General features: G+C 42.3%; 19 protein-coding genes and 1 pseudogene. All 20 read right to left on the reverse strand.

What is annotated here, in order from left to right:
- Positions 1-27: 27 nt before the first annotated feature.
- Complete coding sequence (locus tag NBH01_RS20650; protein ID WP_221647449.1) at positions 28-825, reverse strand: polysaccharide biosynthesis/export family protein; 798 nt, start codon at positions 823-825, stop codon at positions 28-30.
- A gap of 19 nt (positions 826-844) precedes the next feature.
- The gene (locus tag NBH01_RS20655) at positions 845-1,921 is read right to left on the reverse strand and encodes a GDP-L-fucose synthase family protein (protein ID WP_250700258.1); all 1,077 of its coding nucleotides are present in this window, start codon (positions 1,919-1,921) and stop codon (positions 845-847) included.
- A 2-nt stretch (positions 1,922-1,923) separates the two neighbouring features.
- Positions 1,924-3,012 carry a GDP-mannose 4,6-dehydratase gene (gene gmd / locus NBH01_RS20660; RefSeq protein WP_029425586.1) on the reverse strand — a complete coding sequence of 363 codons (1,089 nt, stop codon included), beginning with the start codon at positions 3,010-3,012 and terminating at the stop codon, positions 1,924-1,926.
- 204 nt (positions 3,013-3,216) lie between these two features.
- Positions 3,217-3,459, reverse strand: coding sequence for a hypothetical protein (locus tag NBH01_RS20665; RefSeq protein ID WP_250700259.1), 243 nt, complete (start codon positions 3,457-3,459; stop codon positions 3,217-3,219).
- Positions 3,460-3,704: 245 nt separating this feature from the next.
- Positions 3,705-4,289: a WbuC family cupin fold metalloprotein gene (locus tag NBH01_RS20670; RefSeq protein WP_250700260.1), complete on the reverse strand. Its 585-nt coding sequence runs from the start codon at positions 4,287-4,289 to the stop codon at positions 3,705-3,707.
- Between the two features lie 134 nt (positions 4,290-4,423).
- On the reverse strand, positions 4,424-5,737 hold the full coding sequence (locus NBH01_RS20675; protein WP_250700261.1) for a DegT/DnrJ/EryC1/StrS family aminotransferase: 1,314 nt from the start codon (positions 5,735-5,737) through the stop codon (positions 4,424-4,426).
- A 19-nt stretch (positions 5,738-5,756) separates the two neighbouring features.
- A complete protein-coding gene (locus NBH01_RS20680) occupies positions 5,757-6,167 on the reverse strand; it encodes a hypothetical protein (RefSeq protein ID WP_250700262.1) in 411 nt (136 codons plus the stop codon).
- Between the two features lie 214 nt (positions 6,168-6,381).
- On the reverse strand, positions 6,382-7,602 hold the full coding sequence (locus NBH01_RS20685) for a glycosyltransferase family 4 protein (protein ID WP_221647446.1): 1,221 nt from the start codon (positions 7,600-7,602) through the stop codon (positions 6,382-6,384).
- Positions 7,599-8,795 (reverse strand): ATP-grasp domain-containing protein, encoded by a 1,197-nt coding sequence (locus NBH01_RS20690; RefSeq protein ID WP_048696380.1) that lies wholly within the window; start codon positions 8,793-8,795, stop codon positions 7,599-7,601. The genes NBH01_RS20685 and NBH01_RS20690 overlap by 4 nt, the downstream gene beginning before the upstream one ends.
- Before the next feature lie 22 nt (positions 8,796-8,817).
- A complete protein-coding gene (locus NBH01_RS20695) occupies positions 8,818-9,885 on the reverse strand; it encodes an aminotransferase class I/II-fold pyridoxal phosphate-dependent enzyme (RefSeq protein WP_250700263.1) in 1,068 nt (355 codons plus the stop codon).
- A 5-nt stretch (positions 9,886-9,890) separates the two neighbouring features.
- A complete protein-coding gene (locus NBH01_RS20700) occupies positions 9,891-10,484 on the reverse strand; it encodes a sugar transferase (protein WP_048696376.1) in 594 nt (197 codons plus the stop codon).
- Between the two features lie 65 nt (positions 10,485-10,549).
- Positions 10,550-11,527, reverse strand: a pseudogene (locus NBH01_RS20705) (aminotransferase class I/II-fold pyridoxal phosphate-dependent enzyme).
- 78 nt (positions 11,528-11,605) lie between these two features.
- On the reverse strand, positions 11,606-12,247 hold the full coding sequence (locus NBH01_RS20710; protein WP_053088282.1) for a CatB-related O-acetyltransferase: 642 nt from the start codon (positions 12,245-12,247) through the stop codon (positions 11,606-11,608).
- Positions 12,247-13,077 (reverse strand): hypothetical protein, encoded by an 831-nt coding sequence (locus tag NBH01_RS20715; RefSeq protein ID WP_221647444.1) that lies wholly within the window; start codon positions 13,075-13,077, stop codon positions 12,247-12,249. The genes NBH01_RS20710 and NBH01_RS20715 overlap by 1 nt, the downstream gene beginning before the upstream one ends.
- A 4-nt stretch (positions 13,078-13,081) precedes the next feature.
- Complete coding sequence (locus NBH01_RS20720; RefSeq protein WP_221647443.1) at positions 13,082-14,257, reverse strand: glycosyltransferase family 4 protein; 1,176 nt, start codon at positions 14,255-14,257, stop codon at positions 13,082-13,084.
- Positions 14,258-14,270: 13 nt separating this feature from the next.
- On the reverse strand, positions 14,271-15,794 hold the full coding sequence (gene murJ / locus NBH01_RS20725; protein ID WP_250700264.1) for a murein biosynthesis integral membrane protein MurJ: 1,524 nt from the start codon (positions 15,792-15,794) through the stop codon (positions 14,271-14,273).
- Positions 15,795-15,960: 166 nt separating this feature from the next.
- On the reverse strand, positions 15,961-16,974 hold the full coding sequence (locus NBH01_RS20730; protein ID WP_250700265.1) for a Coenzyme F420 hydrogenase/dehydrogenase, beta subunit C-terminal domain: 1,014 nt from the start codon (positions 16,972-16,974) through the stop codon (positions 15,961-15,963).
- Positions 16,958-18,076 carry a polysaccharide pyruvyl transferase family protein gene (locus NBH01_RS20735; protein ID WP_221647441.1) on the reverse strand — a complete coding sequence of 373 codons (1,119 nt, stop codon included), beginning with the start codon at positions 18,074-18,076 and terminating at the stop codon, positions 16,958-16,960. The genes NBH01_RS20730 and NBH01_RS20735 overlap by 17 nt, the downstream gene beginning before the upstream one ends.
- Positions 18,066-19,274 carry a hypothetical protein gene (locus tag NBH01_RS20740; protein ID WP_010538357.1) on the reverse strand — a complete coding sequence of 403 codons (1,209 nt, stop codon included), beginning with the start codon at positions 19,272-19,274 and terminating at the stop codon, positions 18,066-18,068. The genes NBH01_RS20735 and NBH01_RS20740 overlap by 11 nt, the downstream gene beginning before the upstream one ends.
- The gene (locus NBH01_RS20745; protein ID WP_250700266.1) at positions 19,274-19,807 is read right to left on the reverse strand and encodes an acyltransferase; all 534 of its coding nucleotides are present in this window, start codon (positions 19,805-19,807) and stop codon (positions 19,274-19,276) included. Before NBH01_RS20745 ends, NBH01_RS20740 begins: the two co-directional genes overlap by 1 nt.
- Between the last annotated feature and the right edge of the window lie 4 nt (positions 19,808-19,811).

Raw genomic sequence — 19,811 nt, forward strand, 5'->3', positions numbered from 1 at the left:
ATTTTCTTCCTTCATAACCCTTTCTTTTTATTTCAAGATGTTAAACAATAAACTGGCAATAGAAACAAGGATCGAAGTAGCAGAGAACCACAAGCTTGTACTAGTGCCGATATCCGAATTTCGAGCTTTTGCCTTATTCGGAGTTACGTAAATAATATCATTCTGTTGCAAATAATAATAAGGAGAAAGGATAGTCTCCGCTTTATTCAGATCCAAAGGAATAATTTCCTGTTTGCCATTGGCATTCTCCCGTATCAGCTTTACATCATCACGCAGACCATATACGGTCATATCACCTGCCATAGCCAAAGCTTCCAAGATGTTCACCTTTTCATTGGAAATCGTGAATGTACCGGGACGGGCAACTTCACCAATCACGGAAATCTTATAATTTACCATACGTACCGTTACAATAGGAGTTTCCGTAATATAAGGTTTCAACTTTTCCACAATCATTTGTTCGGTCGCCTTCTTGGTCAATCCGCCTACATGAAGCTCACCTAATACAGGGAAATTTATATTACCGTCATTATCCACTAGATATTGTTGTAGGACTGGCTGAGTAGTCGTATAATTCAAAGCAGCATTACTCTGCGTAGCCACTGTCAGATTAAAAGGCGCAGCCAGTTCAGGACTGGTACACGACACTACAATAGTCAACAAGTCTTTGGGCATGATCTTTGCATCATATAACTGTTCGTTCTGCGTACTATACAAAACGACTTCTGCATCCTGCAAGTAAGGCACCTTTTTATAAGACTGACAAGCTGTAAGAAGCAGGATCAACAACAGTATTAAAACATTCCTTCCGTTTAATTTTTCCATAATATATAAATTATAAAATTTAGACACCTTTCAAATACCATTTATAAAGACGCTCGATTCCTTCATCAATCTCAACCTTATGATGCCAGCCTAAACTGTGTAACTTCGATACATCTGTTAATTTACGCATTGTACCATCAGGCTTTGAACTATCCCAAAGAAGGATACCTTTAAAGCCAATTTCCTTCATAATTATTTCGGCAACTTCACGGATACTAACTTCCTTACCTGTACCAACATTGATATGACAGTTACGAATGTCTCTACTACCTTCCGTATAGGTATTCTTGAAATCAACGTTCAATAATACATGAACACTCGCATCAGCCATCTCTTCGCTCCACAAAAACTCACGCATAGGTGTACCGGTACCCCAAAGTGTAACCGATTCAGGAGTAATACCAAATTTTGCCAATTTATCCAATATTTCAGCATCAGACTCACTACCGGTCACACCTTCCACAGGACGCAAGTCAAGGTCTCTACGAACGGCCTTCCAGTCATCTTCGTTTAAACATTTAGCCAGATGAATCTTGCGAATCATGGCAGGAAGAACATGACTGTTTTCCAAATGGAAATTATCATTCGGACCATAAAGGTTGGTAGGCATCACAGCGATATAGTTCGTGCCATACTGAAGATTGAAGCTTTCACACATCTTCAAACCAGCAATCTTGGCAATGGCATAAGGTTCGTTCGTATATTCCAAAGGAGAAGTCAGCAAAGCGTCTTCCTTCATTGGTTGTGCGGCATCACGGGGATAAATACAGGTACTACCCAGGAAAAGCAGTTTCTGTACGTTATGACGGAAGCTCTCACCTATCACATTCTGCTGAATCTGGAGATTCTGATAGATAAAATCGGCACGATACTGCAAGTTTGCAAGGATACCACCGACGTGCGCAGCGGCAAGGACAACTGCATCAGGCTGTTCTTCATCAAAGAATTGTTTTACGGCTACGCCATCAAGAAGGTCCAGTTCTTTATGAGAGCGTCCTACAAGATTCGTGTAACCACGACGCTGCAAATTATTCCAGATAGCGGAACCCACCAAACCATGGTGTCCTGCTACATAAATTTTCGTATTCTTATCCATTCTTATTCTTCTCTATTCATCAGTTCTTTCATGTGAAGCTTCTTCACAAACTTCATATCATGCGATACCATGATTTTTACCAGTTCGGGGAAAGAAGTCTTGGTAGGATTCCAGCCAAGTAACGTACGAGCTTTGCTAGGATCACCCAGTAACTGCTCAACTTCAGCAGGACGGAAATATTTAGGATCGACTTCAACCAAAACCTCTCCCGTCGATACATCAATGCCTTTCTCATTCACACCTTCACCATCCCAACGAAGTTCAATACCGACTTCTTTGAAAGCCAGTGTCGTAAATTCACGTACAGTGTGGTATTCTCCCGTAGCAATTACAAAATCTTCAGGAGTATCATGCTGAAGGATCAGCCACATACACTCAACATAGTCCTTAGCGTATCCCCAGTCACGAAGTGAGTTCAAGTTTCCCAAATAAAGTTTGTCCTGAAGACCTTGCGCAATACGGGCAGCAGCCAATGTTATCTTACGGGTTACAAAAGTCTCCCCTCTACGTTCACTTTCATGATTAAAAAGGATTCCGTTTACAGCATACATGCCATAGCTTTCACGATAGTTCTTGGTTATCCAAAAACCGTATTGTTTGGCTACTCCATACGGGGAACGGGGATAGAATGGAGTAGTTTCCTTCTGTGGAACTTCCTGGACCAAACCGAATAGTTCAGAAGTGGAAGCCTGATAAATCCTTGTCTTCTTCTCCATTCCAAGGATGCGGACAGCTTCCAGCATGCGAAGTGTGCCGATAGCATCCGCTTCGGCTGTATACTCCGGTACATCAAAAGAAACTTTCACATGGCTTTGTGCGGCCAGGTTATAAATTTCATCCGGTTGTACCTGCTGGATTATACGGATCAAGGAACTGGAATCCGTCATATCTCCATAATGAAGATTAACCAAACGCTCCTTTTTCATGTCACGTACCCATTCATCTAAATAGAGATGTTCGATACGTGCGGTGTTGAAAGAAGAGGAACGACGAAGGATACCATGGACTTCATATCCTTTTTCTATTAAAAACTCGGCTAAAAATGAACCATCCTGACCGGTGATTCCTGATATTAAAGCTATCTTTTTCATTTTATTCATTAATATTTCATTTATAGTATATACATATTTAATCAGCCATACCCCCATTTTTCCTAGCTAATACAGCAAATAGTCCCATTCAAAAGAGTCAAAGTCAACCTTCTCACCATTAAAGCGAACATTACTATAACTCTCCTCAGAACGCTTCAAGAACATATCTTCCTTCTTGATGAATTTATAGAAGCCCTAAACACTTTAACTTAAGAATTGCAATGAAGGTCGCGGACAACCTTCACCAGAATCAGAGATCATTGAATATTTTGTCGTTTGAGAAAGCTTTAGGTTATCATCTAGAGCGTCAGGATCATCGTCATCAAAGTAACCGGCAGTCAGTAGGTCATCATCCAAGATATGCTCAAAAAAGCGTTGGAACATATCATCCGGTGCCATTCCGTCAAAGTCATCTCCATCTATTTTTGAGAGTTGAACAACCGACATATCCGATTACCACCAAATCTCTCTCTTAGCCCTACTTGTGCTGACAGATAAACATTACTTCTTCAATGCTTCGAAAGTTTCAGCGGCATCTTCCTCGGCAATCCGCATGCAGCGAGCGACGTAATCCTGATGTTATTAACTGCATTGAACCCGAACGCTACTCCATTTCAACAAAGTCAGCTACTCGTTTTTTCAATTCTTCTGTAATCATAATAAAGTATCAATTAAGGGGTTAAATTATTCTATCAAAGCTCTTTCATAACTTGCTCACATCTTCGAGTGGGAACATTGAGCATACGAGAAACGTATAAAGGGGGAGTTGCATCCATTGAGCCAGATTGACGTTCCATACCAATGAGATACTCGATGTTTTTCTTTAGGTCACCAAGTGAGTTTGAAAATGACTTGTTATCGGTTGTTTTTCCAGTCAGCTTTGCTCTGTAATCGTCAAGTGTTTCACTGCCATCCTCGCCATACTTACTGTCTTTTGCTTTGTAGATAACAGAAGGGTCAAGAATCTCTACAGTATGCCATGCTCCAGTAGGTACTACACAACCAAAACTTCCTACGGTAGGATTCAGATGAATACGGTCTTTCTCGTTGCCATCATTATCATAGATAATCTCCACAAGCTTGCCACAAATTAAGATATCATTTTCGTTTGAATTGGGATAACGATAAATCGGTACACTGGTTCCTAGCATGAGAGCATTGAGCATACGCTGCCCACTATTATCTGGATTACAAAGATCAAAACTATGACGAAGGCGAGGATTTACCAAAGCCCTGTCAAACAGTTCTGATATTAGTTTCTTATCTATGTGCATCATAGTTATCCGTTTTTTCTTGCAGTTGTACAATCATCGTAACGAGACTTATCTGTCTTTTGAGACCAGAAAAGGTATATGTTAATTTTGCAAATACCTTCCATAAGTTTTTTGAAATTGGGCACAATGCCAATAGCTTACAACGATTTGACGATATCCACGAAATTCTCCATTACATACTCGACATCCTCCATGGTCATGCAAGTGTTGAGCGGGAGGGTGATCTCATTCTCGAACAAGTTATAGGCATTAGGATAGTACTTGATATCGAAGCCGAGAGCCATGTATGCAGTCATCATAGGAAGTGGCTTGTAATGTACATTAGTAGCAATGCCTCGCTCTGCCATCTGCCCAATTACATGGTTAGCCTCTTCACGGGTGCGACCTTGCAGACGCACCAGATACAAGTGATGCGATGAGCAATGATCCTCAGCCTTATGGTTCAGATAAGCTACCTGATGGCTAGTGTCAAGGTTAGCGTTAAGACCATCAATAGCCTTATTCATATAGGCCACATACTCTTCACGCTTCTTCAGCATCTCAGAATAGCGTTCGAACTGTACCAAACCCATAGCAGCCATTATGTCTGTCATGTTGCACTTGTACCATGGGCCGATAATGTCGTACTCCCATGCACCTAACTTAGTCTTAGCCAATGCATCCTTGTTCTGACCATGGAGAGAGAAGAGTTGTGAGAGGCGGTAAATGAACTCATTCCAGCTTTCATCCTCGATAAACGGCACAAGACTTCCGCAATACATCTGCTGACGCTCTACCTTCTCACTACCGAAAGCCAAGTTCCAAGTCATTGCGCCACCCTCTGCTGTCGTGAAGTTCTTCACCGCATGGAATGAGAATGAAGAAAAGTCCGCAATCTCACCTGCCATCTTGCCGTGGCGAGAAGCGCCAAACGAGTGCGCACAATCGTTAGACACCACGATGCGACCAATCAATTTCTGTATATCATTCTTAGGAGTGAATTTTGCCAAAATCTCAGGACGAGTCACAATCTCCTTGATCTTATCCACATCTGCACAAATACCAGCCAAGTCAACAGGAACAATCACCTTAGTGCGTTCCGTGATAGCTGCAGCCAACGTCTCGTAGTCCATCTCAACATTGTCCTTCTGCGAGTCTACCATCACGATGGTAGCACCTACATGCTGAACAACCGAAGCTGATGCTGTATAAGTGTATGCAGGCATGATAATCTCATCGCCAGGCCCCACACCCAACACACGCAACACCATCTCCATGGCAGCCGTAGCAGAGTTCAGACATACCGTCTTATCTGTGTGAACGTATTCAGAAATTATCTTCTCCAGTTTCTTAGTACGAGGACCAGTCGTAATCCAACCACTCAGGATTGCATCACGAACTTCATTAGCTTCAGCTTCCGTCATATCTGGAGGCGAAAAAGGAATATTCCTTCTTCTCAAATTTATACTCATTTGTTATTTGTTTTTTAAGTTATTGATCAAATTTGTTTCTATTCTTATTTCCATCCATTCCGCTTCCGAACTTGTTTTGCAAACGCTCGTTCTTACGATAGTTGAACAGCACTATAGGGCAGAAATACACTTCCACATCGGGGAATATATGATGGTCAATGTGATGGTACTGCATACGGATATAGTCATCCTCCCTGTCTATCAAATACTTAGTCACTAGCTTTCTATCTTCAAACAAACCCTTCGAGGCAATGGGACTGCCCCATATATCAATATTTCCTGAAGTACGTAACTTGGGCTGTGGATAATAGCAGGCATTAGCTTGCTCCTTCAGAATACAACTCCTAAAACTATCCTCCGCTAGCATACGAGTAGTCTCCTCACAACGCTCGTCCACCAACAAGTTTTCTTCCTGAATGTATGCTTCCATTCCAAGCCACTGCATTTTCAGGCCGATGGGCAAATAGACAGTTTGCTCAGAGTATTCCTTATACAGCCTTTGCCTACCATGAAACGAAATACTTGTTAGCCCTTGCTTTTCCGAAAGCTCATTTATCTCCTGCCATTCCATTGCCGAAGGAACATGCGACAATACATCGCGCGTACCTATAGCAACTGGAGTAACTCGAAAAATAATTCATTCATTAGTCTTTCACTACAGACTTTATCACATCCACATACTTCTGTGTACCCACCTCGCGAGTGAGATTATTCAATACGAACTGCCGACCGTTCTTGCCGTACTCTTTACAGAGTTCGCGATTGAGATACAGTGTAAGTATCGACTTTTTAAACTCCTCTTTATCGCCCGCCTTAGTGAAGATGCCACAGCTATTATCTTCAAGGATGCTCTTGAGTTCATTCTCATCGAAATTGGCCAGTACAGGACGACTTGCCGACATGATGCTCCATGTCTTTGAAGGTACAGATGCCGAACCTGTTCCGGGCTTAGAAATCACGAGAGACGCATCACCCAACGAGAATACATGACTAATATCCTCATATGGTTGGAATGGAAGTATATGTACATTATCTATATTTCTCTCAGCCACCATTCTCTTCACCTCGTCCAAATAAACCCCCGTACCCACAAGAACAAAGTGGATGTCAGAATTGGATGTTTTTAACTCCTCAGCCACACTTAGCAGCATATCCATGTTCTGAGACAACCCAATGTTGCCGTTATATGTGACATAGAATTTACTCCTGTCTAATCCATACATCTCGAACAGTTTGTTCTTCTCCCTCGGAATATCTACCACTGCATTCTGATCCACCCAATTATACACCACAACAATCTTCTCCTCAGGAACACCCTTCGCCAAAAGATTTTTCTTGAAGTCCTCAGAAATTACGATAATCTTATCTGCATATTTGTAGGTAATCTTCTCCACGATACGACCAATTTTCCATACAAGACTCCCCCCCTTCGACAGTCCGTTGTTCACTAGGGAGTCAGGAAAAATATCCTGAGCATTATATACCGTTGGCTTTCGCTTCAGCCACTTAATCAGTGGCATCTTTAATCCTTGTATTGGTGGAGTCGAATCGATAAACGCAACATCATATTTCTTCCATATACAGTAGTGAAGTAACATCGCCTCACCTATCACATAGCGCAATGCTCTCAAAATAGGATTTTTACCCTCGCCATACAAATGGAACCGGTGGATGCGCAACTTACCATCCACATCTGTTTCATATCGCTTCCATTTTGCACCCTCTGGCACAGCTCGCGTAGGGGTAGGCGTGTATAGATCCACCTCTAAGTCCTGCTCGGCACAAGCATGAACGATGTTGTCCGTCAAGTAGAGGCTTGCTGCCGTCTCAGGCAAGTAATATGAACAGGGGAATACTGCTTTCATACTGTCTCCATCTTTACTTCGTTAATCAATCTCTCCGCCAACGCAATGGCTTTTTGGGGAGTCTCTTCGGTCACAATCACGTGACCGCTTCTGCATAGACTGCTCGTCACCTCTGGAATCATATCGCCCTCCTTGTGGTAAATCTCCCAAAGATACACACGAGAATCATCCAGCACCTCGGCGTTCTGTATACTTACCAATTTTCCAGGCTTCGGGCAGAAATAGCGGATGCAGACTCCATGTTTCTCCTCTGAAGGCTCAAGACATGGCGCTATACCGAGTGCGCAATTGATAGCAGCAGCCACCATATCTACACCCGTACTCAAATGGGTCAATTCAGTAGAAATGAAATCACCACCAAGGCGAGCTCCAATCTCCATGATATAAGCCTCACCGTTCTGAACTTTTACCTCTGCATGGCATGCACAGTTCATCACGCCCAAAGCTTTCACACCAGCTACTGCAGCGTCCTTAATTGAATCCACAGTATATTGAGGGAAACAAGAAGGCTGATTATGCCCCAACTCCACAAAATAGGGAGCCTCTGTTGTCTTCTTATCTGTTACTGTCAGCACATTTACTTCACCATTCCAAGCAATGATTTCCACAGAGAACTCAGGTCCCTCAACAAACTGCTCAAGCATAACACTCTTATCACGTGATTTCTCTCTAGCACGATTGAATAATTCAACAAACTGAACCTCAGAGAGTCCTTTCTGTATCTTTGCAATCCCACGTGAACCACTATTTCGAGAGGGCTTAAGAATACCATCCTTAGGCAATTCCTTACAGAAACACTTCCAAGCTTTATTTGCATCCTCAAAACAGAAAGACTTCGGCGAAGGGGCATTGCCCCTCTCAAATGCCTCACGCATTAGATGCTTGTTCGTCGCACGAATCGCCTGTAGCTTGGTGATGCCCGACAACCCTAACTCCTCATTGAGACGACCCATCACATTCATGCTCACCTCCGAGCAAGGATGAATCACACCATCAATACGTTCCTCACGTGCTACACGAAGCACATCCTCCTCACTGGTGATGTTCACCACCACAGCTTTATCTGCATATTGCAAACCTACGGCATTCGCATCGCCATCGGCAGCAATTACATATATTCCCATATCCTTAGCCTTCTTGATGACAGGCACTTGCAAGATGCCTGCGGCCAATACCAATAGTCTTTTTTGCATAATATTCTTATATTATTTAGTCCTAAACATTGAGCACATTACAGATGATGCCTGCCATATCCTCAATGTCATCCCATGAATATCGTTGGTCAATAGATACACTCAGCATTCGAGCATCCATCATCTTCGACACGCTACACACCTGCTGAGCCTCCTCGCAAATAGGCCACAACAACTGCGTATAGATACCTCTTTTAGCCAAGGTACTTTGCACCTCATCGCGATTATCTATAAGGATAGGCAATGAGAATGGAGCCCCCTCCATGCATCGTTCCAATCCCGGAACCATCTCCACCTTGCCATTCAGCAATGACCACAAGTGGCGCATATTCTTCCTACGAGCATAGGCAATCTCCTCACCATTCACTTGAGCCAACTGCTTTCTTGCACGATCTGAGATAGGGCGAACAGACGTAAACTCGTTGATGATCCCTTCACACTCGCGTATTGTACTGAGGAATTCACCTTTCTTCTCTTGATTTTTACTGTAGGTATAGCGTGCCTTATCCGTCTGAGCTACAAAGCGCTTGTCAGCAAAATCCTTTTGTTCCTCTTGTATGTACTGGGTAGGTAGCGGCTCTTTGCTTAATATCACAGCCCCATCACACACACCTATCGATTTTCGTATGCTCGACACGTATATATTAACCTTTGGATTGTGTATCAACTTGAGCGAAAAGGTACAATGACTGAAGTCCTCAATGACCTTTATGTCTTCATCGCAATCCTTAATCATACGTACAGCATCGTCTGTCGAAGCACTACCATAGAAGTTCATTGTCAGTATTGCCTGTGGCTTCTCCTTTTCTAACAGTTGTCTCAGATAGTCAATATCGACAGTCAGATCTTCCTTCAGGCGGTAATAAATCACCTTCCAGCCCGCCTTCTCAAAAGGCGCACTCATTGACCAACAGCAGTAGGCAGGAAAGAGTATCGTTTTGTCTTTTTCTGTAGAAGCAGCTATTGCTGCCAACAGCAAAGCTTCACGACCACTTCTCATGAACAACACCTCACGACCATATTCCTCCATCGACTCAAAATAGCCATCTGGGAGCACAATGGCAGGATGCTCACTTCCGTATTCTCGCATAGTAATTATTCTCTTGTTACATTAACATTCTCGCGGAACAACACTGTCTTGATGGTTTTCAAAATTATCTTCACATCAAGGGCGAAACTGATGTTCTTTGCGTAATACACGTCATTGTCAATCTTCTCCTGTGCATCGGAACTATTACGATAGTATGCCTGATTATAGCCAGTGATTCCGGGATGCACATTCAGGAAGACCTTCTCTTCCTCTTTATACTTGTCCAGCCAATCTAACGGATCAGGACGAGGACCAATCAGACTCATGTCACCCTTCAGCACGTTTAAAATCTGAGGTATCTCATCTAAACTCGTCTTGCGAATAAAACGGCCAAGCTTTGTTACACGTGGATCATCATCACCATTGTAAGTTGAACCATCCTTCAGACGAATATCTGGTGCATTCACCTTCATTGAGCGGAACTTATGCATAGGGAATGGCTTGCCATACTGTCCCAGACGCTTTCCAGAATAGAACATCGGGCCTCTATCCATAAAGAAATAGAAAGGAGCTAATACAATGTAAATTACACAAAAGAAAGGAAGCGCACACAACGCAACCAGAAAATCTATGACTCTCTTAAAGAAATGTACGTACATATCAATTATTTGTTATTCAATATATCATATTCATCTAAAACTTTCTGCAATATCATAAGTGTCCTCTACAAATCTTCTTTACAAAGCACATACGCTAGTCTCACTTGATCTTTTCCCAAATCAGGCGAAGTATAGAATCCAGCAGCAGAAGCCTGCATAATCGTCTCGCCAACCACTGGCAGTTTTGCCACCTTGTAGAACGCGCCCATAGGCACCGAGGGTATAGCAACTGGGGGTACGATTCACACCATCAATCATACATTTCCGACGTTTCACATACTCGTCGTACACCTCGCGCGAATACTGCTCCGTTCCTTCGAGATGGAAGCCTCTGCCACTAGCTGACCCAACAATGGAGGACTCAGTCGCGTCTGACAGAACTTCATGACGGTCTTACTCACCAGTTCGTTCTTCGTGATGAGAGCACCAATACGAATGCCGCACTCTGAGTAACGCTTCGACACCGAATCAATCAGCACCACATGCTGCTCGATACCCTCCAATTGCATTGCCGAAATGTAAGGCGATCCAGTATAGATGAACTCGCGATACACCTCATCTCCTTCTGCGTATAGAGGTAGCCTGTAAGATTGTTTGGAGTGCAAATCAGAATCGCCTTTGTGCGCTCGTTGATCAGTTTCTCAAACTTATCTACATGAGACAAGCAGAATCCTTCCTCAATGGTAGTTGCCACCGTACGAATCCGCACCCGCCGAAATAGCGAAGCTCATGTAGTTCGCATATGCAGGCTCTGGAACTATAATCTCATCCGCATTCAACTTAATTTGGTAGCGCTCGTAGTAGTTTACCAGCGTCTCACGAAGCGACCTATAACCTTGCGAAGGTGAGTACTCTAGGGTGGTACGATCCACATTCTTTAGCACATCCATCGCCTTCTGCGGAGTAGGCAGATCCGGCTGACCGATATTCAGTCGGTAAATCTTCACGCTCTCATCCTCAGCCGCATATGCCAAAAGAGCCAACTTACGGATTGGCGATTGTGGCATTTGATACCCTCGTTGTGATATTTGCAATTCACTCATAATTTGATTTCATTCTTTTTTCCGTCCGTTGGAATTGCACCATGAGCTTACACTTCACTTGTTCGGGCAGGTTTCATATTAGCAACAAAGTTCTTCTAGATCCTCAATCCTTATATTTTCTTTTTGGAATAATGCGATGTATGACTTAAGTTTCTCCTCTGGCATATCCCACCATTGGATTTCCTCTAGTTTTGAGATAACGTCTTCAGGGAAACGATAGCGAATGACTTTTGCAGGAACGCCACCTACAATGGCGTACGGAGGAACATCCTTAGTGACTACGGCACATGCTCCTACGACTGCACCATTTCCGATAGTTACACCTCCCATAACAACCACTCTGCTGCCAATCCACACATCGTGTCCTATACACACAGGTTTGAAGGGCTTTACTACAGTTTTGGAAGTCCAACTCTTACCAACCGCATTATAGTATTCTGTGAAAATTGGAGAGGAAGATATTTGACTAAGAGTATGTATTCCAGGACCAAGAATTACATCATCAGCAATAGAACAAAATTTTCCAATTTTAGTACAAATCACTTGCGTTCCACTTGCCACATACGAGTAGTCATCAATTTGTGACTGATAAATCTGTGTCTTGCCATATACCTTTGCTTTTGGACTAACCTCTGAAACATCATCAATACGCGATAGAAATGACACTCCTGAATTCAAGAGATTTCTTAGCCCACCTTTAATGTATTTTAAAGCTCCCATTACTTATCAACACCAGTTCTATATAAAGTTTCATCAACATTCATAGGATACGCATCAATTAGCGATCCTTTAGTAGAATTGATGATCTCAACGCCCAATGTTCTAGCATATTCTGCCAACTGCACATGGACAGATGCATCGAAGCAATAGCAGAAGAGCTCATAACTAAGAGATATTCTTCGTACAGCCTTGTTTTCCTTACCGCCATCATAGCAATGAACCTCATGAGGGAAGGCAAAAGAATTGAAATCACATCCCAGAAGGACTATCTTCTTATATCCTGCACCTATGGCAAATGCAATAGCAGCACAAACGACATTACCAAAAGCCGGTATGACCTTAGTAAGCTCAAATTTCTTAGGATCGATGTAGTAGCCATTGTACATCGCAAGGAAAGTCTTTTTACAGTCCAAGTTGATCAAATCGGGATTGATGTTCAGAAAGGAGGTATTCCAGACAAAAGTGGTATCTTTCTTATACATTTCAACAGCCTTGTTGAAAGCCTCAATATGCTTTGGTTTCATGAATCCGGCATCAGCCATCAGATAGTAGGTTGGTCTCAATTTTGTCTTCTCAGCCATCTTGAAAAAATGGTTCACGACCAAGGTATCGGTATCTTTGTCTATCAACCTATCCAAATCCACATCTGCCAGCGAAGGACCAAGTCCACAGATGTAGATGGTGTCGTGCTTACGGGTCGCAATAATCTTCTCGTTTGTCTTTAGTAATTTCTTGGTCTTACTCAATGAAGAAAGGCGGAGTAGATATTTTACTTTACCACCCGCGTTGATAAACAGCAAATTGAGACGATATAAACTTCTAAAATCCATTGTTTCATTTTTTTATTAGTGATGCAAATTGTGCTTCATATTCTTTAGCGATATTGTCCCAAGTATAGGAGATGATAGACTCTGAAACTGTTTTTCTGTCCCATTTACTTTCCTGTAGTGAAGGCAATACAGCCTCAATAGCCTTTGAGCTACTGTCTGCTATACTAATGGAATTACTCTCGTTAAGGATATCCCCCTCCTGAGCCAAGGGCAAGTGCTGAGGAATGATAACCGGCACGCCACATGCGATGGCTTCGAGATAGACTAGACCAAAGCCCTCTGATGAGCTTGGCAGAATCATATAATCACATTCAGCAAGTATTTTACGAATTTCAGTCGGTTTCTTCACACCCAGCCACTCAAAGTCCAATCCTTTTGCTTTCTCTTCGAGCATCTTCTTGTTCTCCTCAGAGATATGACCGATGCACAAATAGCGATAATCGCATCCGCTATTCTTCATGGCCTCAATGACGCGCTCTTGACCTTTACGGTCGGAATAAGAAGCAATAGTACAAAGAGTGAGTTTTTTATTATTCTTTTCTGTCAGGTAGAATACCTTATCATCGTAGGCATTGAGTATTATCTTTACAGGGGGCACAATTTCACCATACTCAGTTATAAAAATGTTTTCCAACATGGACGCTATGAGGCAAAGCTTATCAACTCTATTAGATTTCATCAAGTCTTTTTCCAACTTAGCATAAGTCTGATAGTTGACGATGTTGGCGTCATCGCCTACGTTGCCATGGAGTGTAACAATCACCTTTACATTATTTGGAATAAGAGGTAAGTAAAAAGGCGAAATTGCTCCATGAAGATGCAGCACTTGTGGCTGCACCTTCCGTATAGCATAATCAAGTAGCAAACTCTTGAAGAAAATCCCAAGTATGGATACCAATGGAGAATACTTAGTTTTGCAACAAAATGTGTTGACTAATATCTTTGCCCCTACAACAGGATGCATCAGAGCGTGTTTTATCAGCATCCCCTTCGTCCAGCCTAAGATAGTTAACCCATCCTTATGCAACTCAGGCACAAACACATCAGTAGCAGCCAAAATCATTTCCACCCCATTCAGTTTTGCCACATGATAAGCTAACTGATAGATGACATTCGCCAAACCGCTACTTTGCCGACCTCCGAAATTAGAAGGAATATAGCCAAAAGATAATATTTTCATGATCTGTCGTTTTTTATTTCTTCTTTCTCTTAATCATATCTGCAAACATCATGAATATCGGAATGCGCATTACCAACACACAAAACAAGTAGGTTATTATACAGCACAAACTACCTAAGCTGAATTGTAATAGTATCGAATAATCTCCCATCAAGTATTTATTTGTCAACATCACCAGCGCGGTAATGAACGATGCGATGACAATCCCTTTGAAGTTCTTAAAGAATCCTTTGAGGTGGAACTCCTGATGTTTCTTCAGCAGTAAGATGACCAACATAGTCGTAATGTAGATGGCAGAGAGTGCTGTAGCCAGAGCAAGACCATTGATTCCCATAACAAACGGTAACGTAAGGTTCAGCACAAGGTTGATAAGAACACCGACAGTTGCGTTCTTGGCCGGCGTGGTACTGTCTTTCAGCGAATAAAACACATTCGTGACCGTACCTCGCAACGATAGGAATAGCAATCCGAGCACATAGAAACCTAAGAGTTGCTGAGTCAAATCGATGGCAGAAGCATCAAAGGCTCCTCGTGCAAATGCCAACGTAACAACCTCACGCTTGAAACATAACAGGAATGCCATCACCGGCACAAGGAAGAATGCATAAACCGACATCGTCAGGTTAATGCGACTATTGAGTTGTTGCATATCCCCCTTGGCTGCCGATTCCGCATAGAGGGGATATACGATGGTAGCAATAGCCGACGTGAAGAAGGATATAAAGATGGTGTTCAACTTCTGAGCATAACTAAGTGCAGCAATTGATCCTACGAATAGGAATGAGGCAACCATACGATTGATCATTGCGTTCAATTCAGCCACACTGATACTCCAAAACACAGGTAAGGACATCTTCAAGGCTTCCTTCATTTTCTCTTCCTTCGGATTAAAACAAAACGAGAAAGTAAAGTACTTCCTAATCAGCAATGCTAAGAAAACAAACTGAGCCAAAGTACCGACAATCTGACCAAAACACGCAGCCACAATACCGTATTGGGCTTGAAGCACCACAATGGTGACAATCAATCCAATATTAAGAAGCAGCAATCCCAACTCAGGAAATACACATTTTTTATTGACATTTAAAATGGCTGTATAGACCTTGATAACCAACGAAAAGAACACTGTAGGAAGAGTTATTCTCAACAATGTAGTTGCAAGGTCATGCACCTCTGAACTGAAACCAGGAGCAAATAGGTAAATCAGTCCACTCGCGAATGTCTCGCCCAAAAGGAAGAGCAACAAGACAAACAATGTGACGATGATGATCAGATTGCTGGCAAACTGATTGGCATTGTCTCGACTCTGATTGTAAAGTATATCTGAATAAATAGGCACTACCACCGACTGGATGGCTACAGCCACAAACGAGAAAAGAATAACAGGAACCTGTATAGCAATGGTATAGGCATCTACTTCGGGCGATACCCCAAAGTAGTAAGCAACTACCGCTTCCTTTCCGAACGAAAGGAGGTAACCTATGATCATCACGAAGGTTACACCTATCGCGGATTTTGCAATATTCTTTTTACTCATTTCTTTAAATGCAGGTGGTATAATACGGAGTTCAACAATTTTTGCATTAGGGTAATATGTGGATAGAGATCTTTGTACATTATATCAAACGTGTGAGTAGCATAGTCCGCTTCAAACTTATGCATCCGCTCTATTTCCATCACTTTACGTTCTTCGGTAGTCTTATCTACCCCCCCTTGATGACCTTCAAGGCAGAAGAGGCATCTATCTCCTTCTTGGTTATCTGACAGTCTGCAAAGAACGACTCGCCGGCTGGCGAATTGATGATAACAACCGAAGCTCCGGCCTTCACGTCAAGCGTTGGTTCGATGTTTTCAATACCCCAGAAGTCGCCAATGATGATGTCCGAATAGCGATTGACAGTTCTGTACTGACACCTGAGGCAAGACTCGCGAAGCATGAAGTGCTGTCCAAACCAATGGTGGAATATGTTTTGGTAAGCAGGAACATCCACCTCCTTGCCATTTGCCAATGTATAGGCTACTCGCAGCTTACCCCATCCATAACTCTTGGAGCGGAAATTATAGATGGCTATTGGAGACTTGTGGTAGTTCTCCAAGTGATGTCTGTAATCTTCCCAAACCTTGGGTGAATTGACACCATGGCAGATAATCTCACAAAGAAGCAGATTCTCTCGCAGCCTCACAGGAACGCAATTGTTCAAAGCATCGGCCTGGCAAGGAGTACCAATAAACAGCATCTTCTCACCTTCGTCCAAGAGTACTTTAATCTTTGCATATACCCCATCCATATTACTCTGTAGATATTTAGAGCCCCTAATCTGCTCTATAATGGATTTATCGTTTGATACGATGTGAGATAGATGCCAATCCTTATCAAAAGCAGCTCCACACACATACCACCCGTTTCTCAACGCCAGTTCAGCCATAGCACCAGCAACGCCTCCCGAAGTGGCAGCATATCGTTCTGCTGCATCTTTATTCCAGGCACAGTAATACTTGGACTTTACTTCTATACCGGAAGGATGCTTTATATCCCATTGAAGAGGCGAGCATACACTCATGCACTTGCCACAACGGATGCAGGTGTCCTCATCTATCGTAGGGTAATAGTGCAACCCGTTCAACTCAAACTTAATGCTCGATGTGGGGCAAGCATTGGAACAAGCTCGACAACCTGTGCAATGCGCTTTCTCCACCAGTTTAATTTGGTTCTCCATAAAGTGCGTTGTTGAGGTATTGTAAAGACTTCTCCTTAAATGGAGCGAACTTTTCGTCAGCCTTAGAATAATCTACAGTCATCTGTTCAATGGTCATGACATCGATCAGCTCTTGCGTAAACATGCGATTGTTCAGACCGAACATCTCCTGCAGGCTCTCCATACGGGCATTGGCAAAACCCTTGGGAGCTACAAAGTAGTTCTTGCGGAAGATGATAGAGAATGCAGAGCAATGGAATGAGTTGGTACAAACGTATGAAGCATTCTTGATGAGACCGATAAACTGCTGAGGAGAGACAGCACGCAGGTTGTAATCCGAATTAAAACGATCGCGAGCGTTCAGATTCAAGTGGACAATCTTGAAGCCGGTAAGTTGCTTCACCTTGTTTACCAGATTAACAGCCAAATCATTTGTACCAAGGAAATAGCAGAAGATATAGTGTTCCTTGATGTTCATGTCCTGCGAGAGGTTGTCCCAATACTCTCTTGTCTTCAAGAATACAGGATCTACGACGTGCGTAACCGGCTTGCCTGAGAGTTTCTCAACCACTGGCACATCGCTCTTTTCACGAACAGAGATGATATCCATATGAGAAAGATACCCCTTGAATTCCTCCCACCTTGACTTTGGCCATGGGTCGGCAATGCTTGGTGCATAACCAATTCGCTTGACATTCTTCATTGACTTTGTAAAATCGAAGAAGTATGTAGGATCGTCAAAACACTTGACAAAGTTCCAAACTTGGTCACTTCCGCAAATGTAGGCATTGGCAGTAGGGGGGTGCTTTAGGATTGATTCACGAGTATATCTTTCTTTAGTAAGAGGCAGAAGTTCTGATATAGCTTTCTGCATGACCTGATTCTTTGCCCTAAATTCTCGCTTAAACTTGATATTGAAAAAAACAAAGATATTGCGTAGAATTACTTTCGGTTCAAATCCTCGATAATACATATTCCATGAGGCGTCACTTCTCTCTGGCCAATACTGAATAATCTCACACTCTTCATGGAGATCATTCTTTATATATGAAGATAATGCGTGCGCCTGCAAAATTGCACCATAGTTTTTAGCAAACTGAAATGTAAGGATATTAATTTTCATAACTGTTACTGTATTCTAATTGTTCGTCGTGCTTCTGATTGTAGGATATGAAAACATACATTATCATAAGCTGAAAAACGTATGATGCACCCAAAATATCCGGATTGGAGAAAAGGCTGATTATTATACAAATCAAGTATGGTGATACTGCCTTATTCTGCTTAAATATTCCCCAATAGACGTTCATGAAGAAGAACAATCCTATCAAACCTTGACAACACAAGCACACCCAGAAAGCGGAAACAAACACGATACCATCAGCCATTACAATAATATTTCGAGTAATGTACCCGGCTTCGTAAGCATCCTGCAAGTTGGCAAATGGTACTCCAAAAATGAGATCAAAGAAATTCATATCTTGAGCAATCAAAAGACCATTAATGGTTCTGTTATTTTCTTCCAGATTAGTATTCTCTAATTTTTCTAGTCCTGATGATGTGAATGATGAATATAAGAAGAAATACACCAGACCTATGATTGCCGCCACACCAAGAACCCGATACCATATCTTCTGCTTTTGCGTCAGTAGGAAGAAAGCAAGCATGAACATTGCCATCAAGATACCTGTAGTAGAGGTGGAAACAAGCATGGAAGCAGCCACAAGGAAAGCAAAAAGCATTTGTCTCTCCCTAAGCAGGAAGAAAAGAGGCACCAACATGAAAGAAGCATATGACTGAGGTTCCCAAAAGAAAGAGGTAGGACGATCCAAATAGGCATAAAGTCGAGACTGTGATCCCATTTCAGGCATAAACGGCAACTTAATAGGCTGAATGGAATGACCAGTCTGTATCATCAGCACATGGTAAATCATACCAACTATACAAACGACAGCCACTATGTAGATAGAATTCTTGAGCTTAACAAAGTCCAAGTGTGGGACTATCAGTACTATTGAAACAAGATAAATAACATCGGCTATGCATGAATTCACAAAATAACTAGGTACCGACTGTAGCAAAAACAGCCACACTGTATTGTGCAATACAACAAAGGCTAAGTATTGGTATAACTGTCTGAACGACACGTTTGATTGCCTCATACGTCCAATCAAACAAACATCAATAATCAAAAGAAAGCCAAAAGCCAATTTAAAAGAACCATAGCCATATCCTGCAATGATAGGATATAGCGCAATTGCCATTTCTAATAACCCGACATTGAAGATACCTTCCTTATTTTTTGATAATAATCCAAACATTAGTCTAATTGTCTTATTTCCTTTGCTGGCACTCCAGCGTATAATCTATTCGTCTTACATGTTCCTTTTACCACACTTCCAGCAGCAATCACGCATCCTTTCTCGATGATAGTCCCAGGAAGTATAGTACTATTGGCTCCTATCCAACAGCCATCATGAATATCAATCGGTGAGGGCTGGTTTTCACCTCCCCGTTTATCACAGTATTCCATTGAATGATTGGCAGTTATGAGTGTTACTTTATATCCGATAGAACAGTTCCTTCCGATGGTTATCATCGCATTATTGTCAATAAAACAATTGCGGTTGATGAAACTACCTTCTGCCAATTGTAGTTTGGTTGTCAGTATGGCGCTATGTCTATGTAATGCTCCCTTGATCTTCGCACCCATGAAGTTGAGTATGAAGCGACGAAAACCAACTGGAACAAGATAAGACATCAGAAATCCATTAACAAACAGATTCCACCAATACTGCCTCAATCCTTGCATATAGGAAGAGTGAATTAATTTCTTGAATATTCTATTTTCCATTGCT

Source organism: Bacteroides sp. B1-V-101, assembly GCF_023656585.1.
Lineage (GTDB): Bacteria > Bacteroidota > Bacteroidia > Bacteroidales > Bacteroidaceae > Bacteroides > Bacteroides thetaiotaomicron.

Excerpts from the sequence above, each read along its gene's own strand:
- NBH01_RS20740 (WP_010538357.1), bottom strand. The coding sequence starts at position 19,274 with ATGTTTGGATTATTATCAAAAAATAAGGAAGGTATCTTCAATGTCGGG.
- NBH01_RS20735 (WP_221647441.1), bottom strand. The coding sequence starts at position 18,076 with ATGAAAATTAATATCCTTACATTTCAGTTTGCTAAAAACTATGGTGCA.
- murJ (WP_250700264.1), bottom strand. The coding sequence starts at position 15,794 with ATGAGTAAAAAGAATATTGCAAAATCCGCGATAGGTGTAACCTTCGTG.
- NBH01_RS20720 (WP_221647443.1), bottom strand. The coding sequence starts at position 14,257 with ATGAAAATATTATCTTTTGGCTATATTCCTTCTAATTTCGGAGGTCGG.
- NBH01_RS20670 (WP_250700260.1), bottom strand. The coding sequence starts at position 4,289 with ATGATGCACATAGATAAGAAACTAATATCAGAACTGTTTGACAGGGCT.
- NBH01_RS20745 (WP_250700266.1), bottom strand. The coding sequence starts at position 19,807 with ATGGAAAATAGAATATTCAAGAAATTAATTCACTCTTCCTATATGCAA.
- gmd (WP_029425586.1), bottom strand. The coding sequence starts at position 3,012 with ATGAAAAAGATAGCTTTAATATCAGGAATCACCGGTCAGGATGGTTCA.
- NBH01_RS20695 (WP_250700263.1), bottom strand. The coding sequence starts at position 9,885 with ATGCGAGAATACGGAAGTGAGCATCCTGCCATTGTGCTCCCAGATGGC.
- NBH01_RS20675 (WP_250700261.1), bottom strand. The coding sequence starts at position 5,737 with ATGAGTATAAATTTGAGAAGAAGGAATATTCCTTTTTCGCCTCCAGAT.
- NBH01_RS20680 (WP_250700262.1), bottom strand. The coding sequence starts at position 6,167 with ATGGAAGCATACATTCAGGAAGAAAACTTGTTGGTGGACGAGCGTTGT.
- NBH01_RS20715 (WP_221647444.1), bottom strand. The coding sequence starts at position 13,077 with ATGGATTTTAGAAGTTTATATCGTCTCAATTTGCTGTTTATCAACGCG.
- NBH01_RS20700 (WP_048696376.1), bottom strand. The coding sequence starts at position 10,484 with ATGTACGTACATTTCTTTAAGAGAGTCATAGATTTTCTGGTTGCGTTG.
- NBH01_RS20655 (WP_250700258.1), bottom strand. The coding sequence starts at position 1,921 with ATGGATAAGAATACGAAAATTTATGTAGCAGGACACCATGGTTTGGTG.
- NBH01_RS20685 (WP_221647446.1), bottom strand. The coding sequence starts at position 7,602 with ATGAAAGCAGTATTCCCCTGTTCATATTACTTGCCTGAGACGGCAGCA.
- NBH01_RS20650 (WP_221647449.1), bottom strand. The coding sequence starts at position 825 with ATGGAAAAATTAAACGGAAGGAATGTTTTAATACTGTTGTTGATCCTG.
- NBH01_RS20710 (WP_053088282.1), bottom strand. The coding sequence starts at position 12,247 with ATGGGAGCTTTAAAATACATTAAAGGTGGGCTAAGAAATCTCTTGAAT.
- NBH01_RS20665 (WP_250700259.1), bottom strand. The coding sequence starts at position 3,459 with ATGTCGGTTGTTCAACTCTCAAAAATAGATGGAGATGACTTTGACGGA.
- NBH01_RS20690 (WP_048696380.1), bottom strand. The coding sequence starts at position 8,795 with ATGCAAAAAAGACTATTGGTATTGGCCGCAGGCATCTTGCAAGTGCCT.
- NBH01_RS20730 (WP_250700265.1), bottom strand. The coding sequence starts at position 16,974 with ATGGAGAACCAAATTAAACTGGTGGAGAAAGCGCATTGCACAGGTTGT.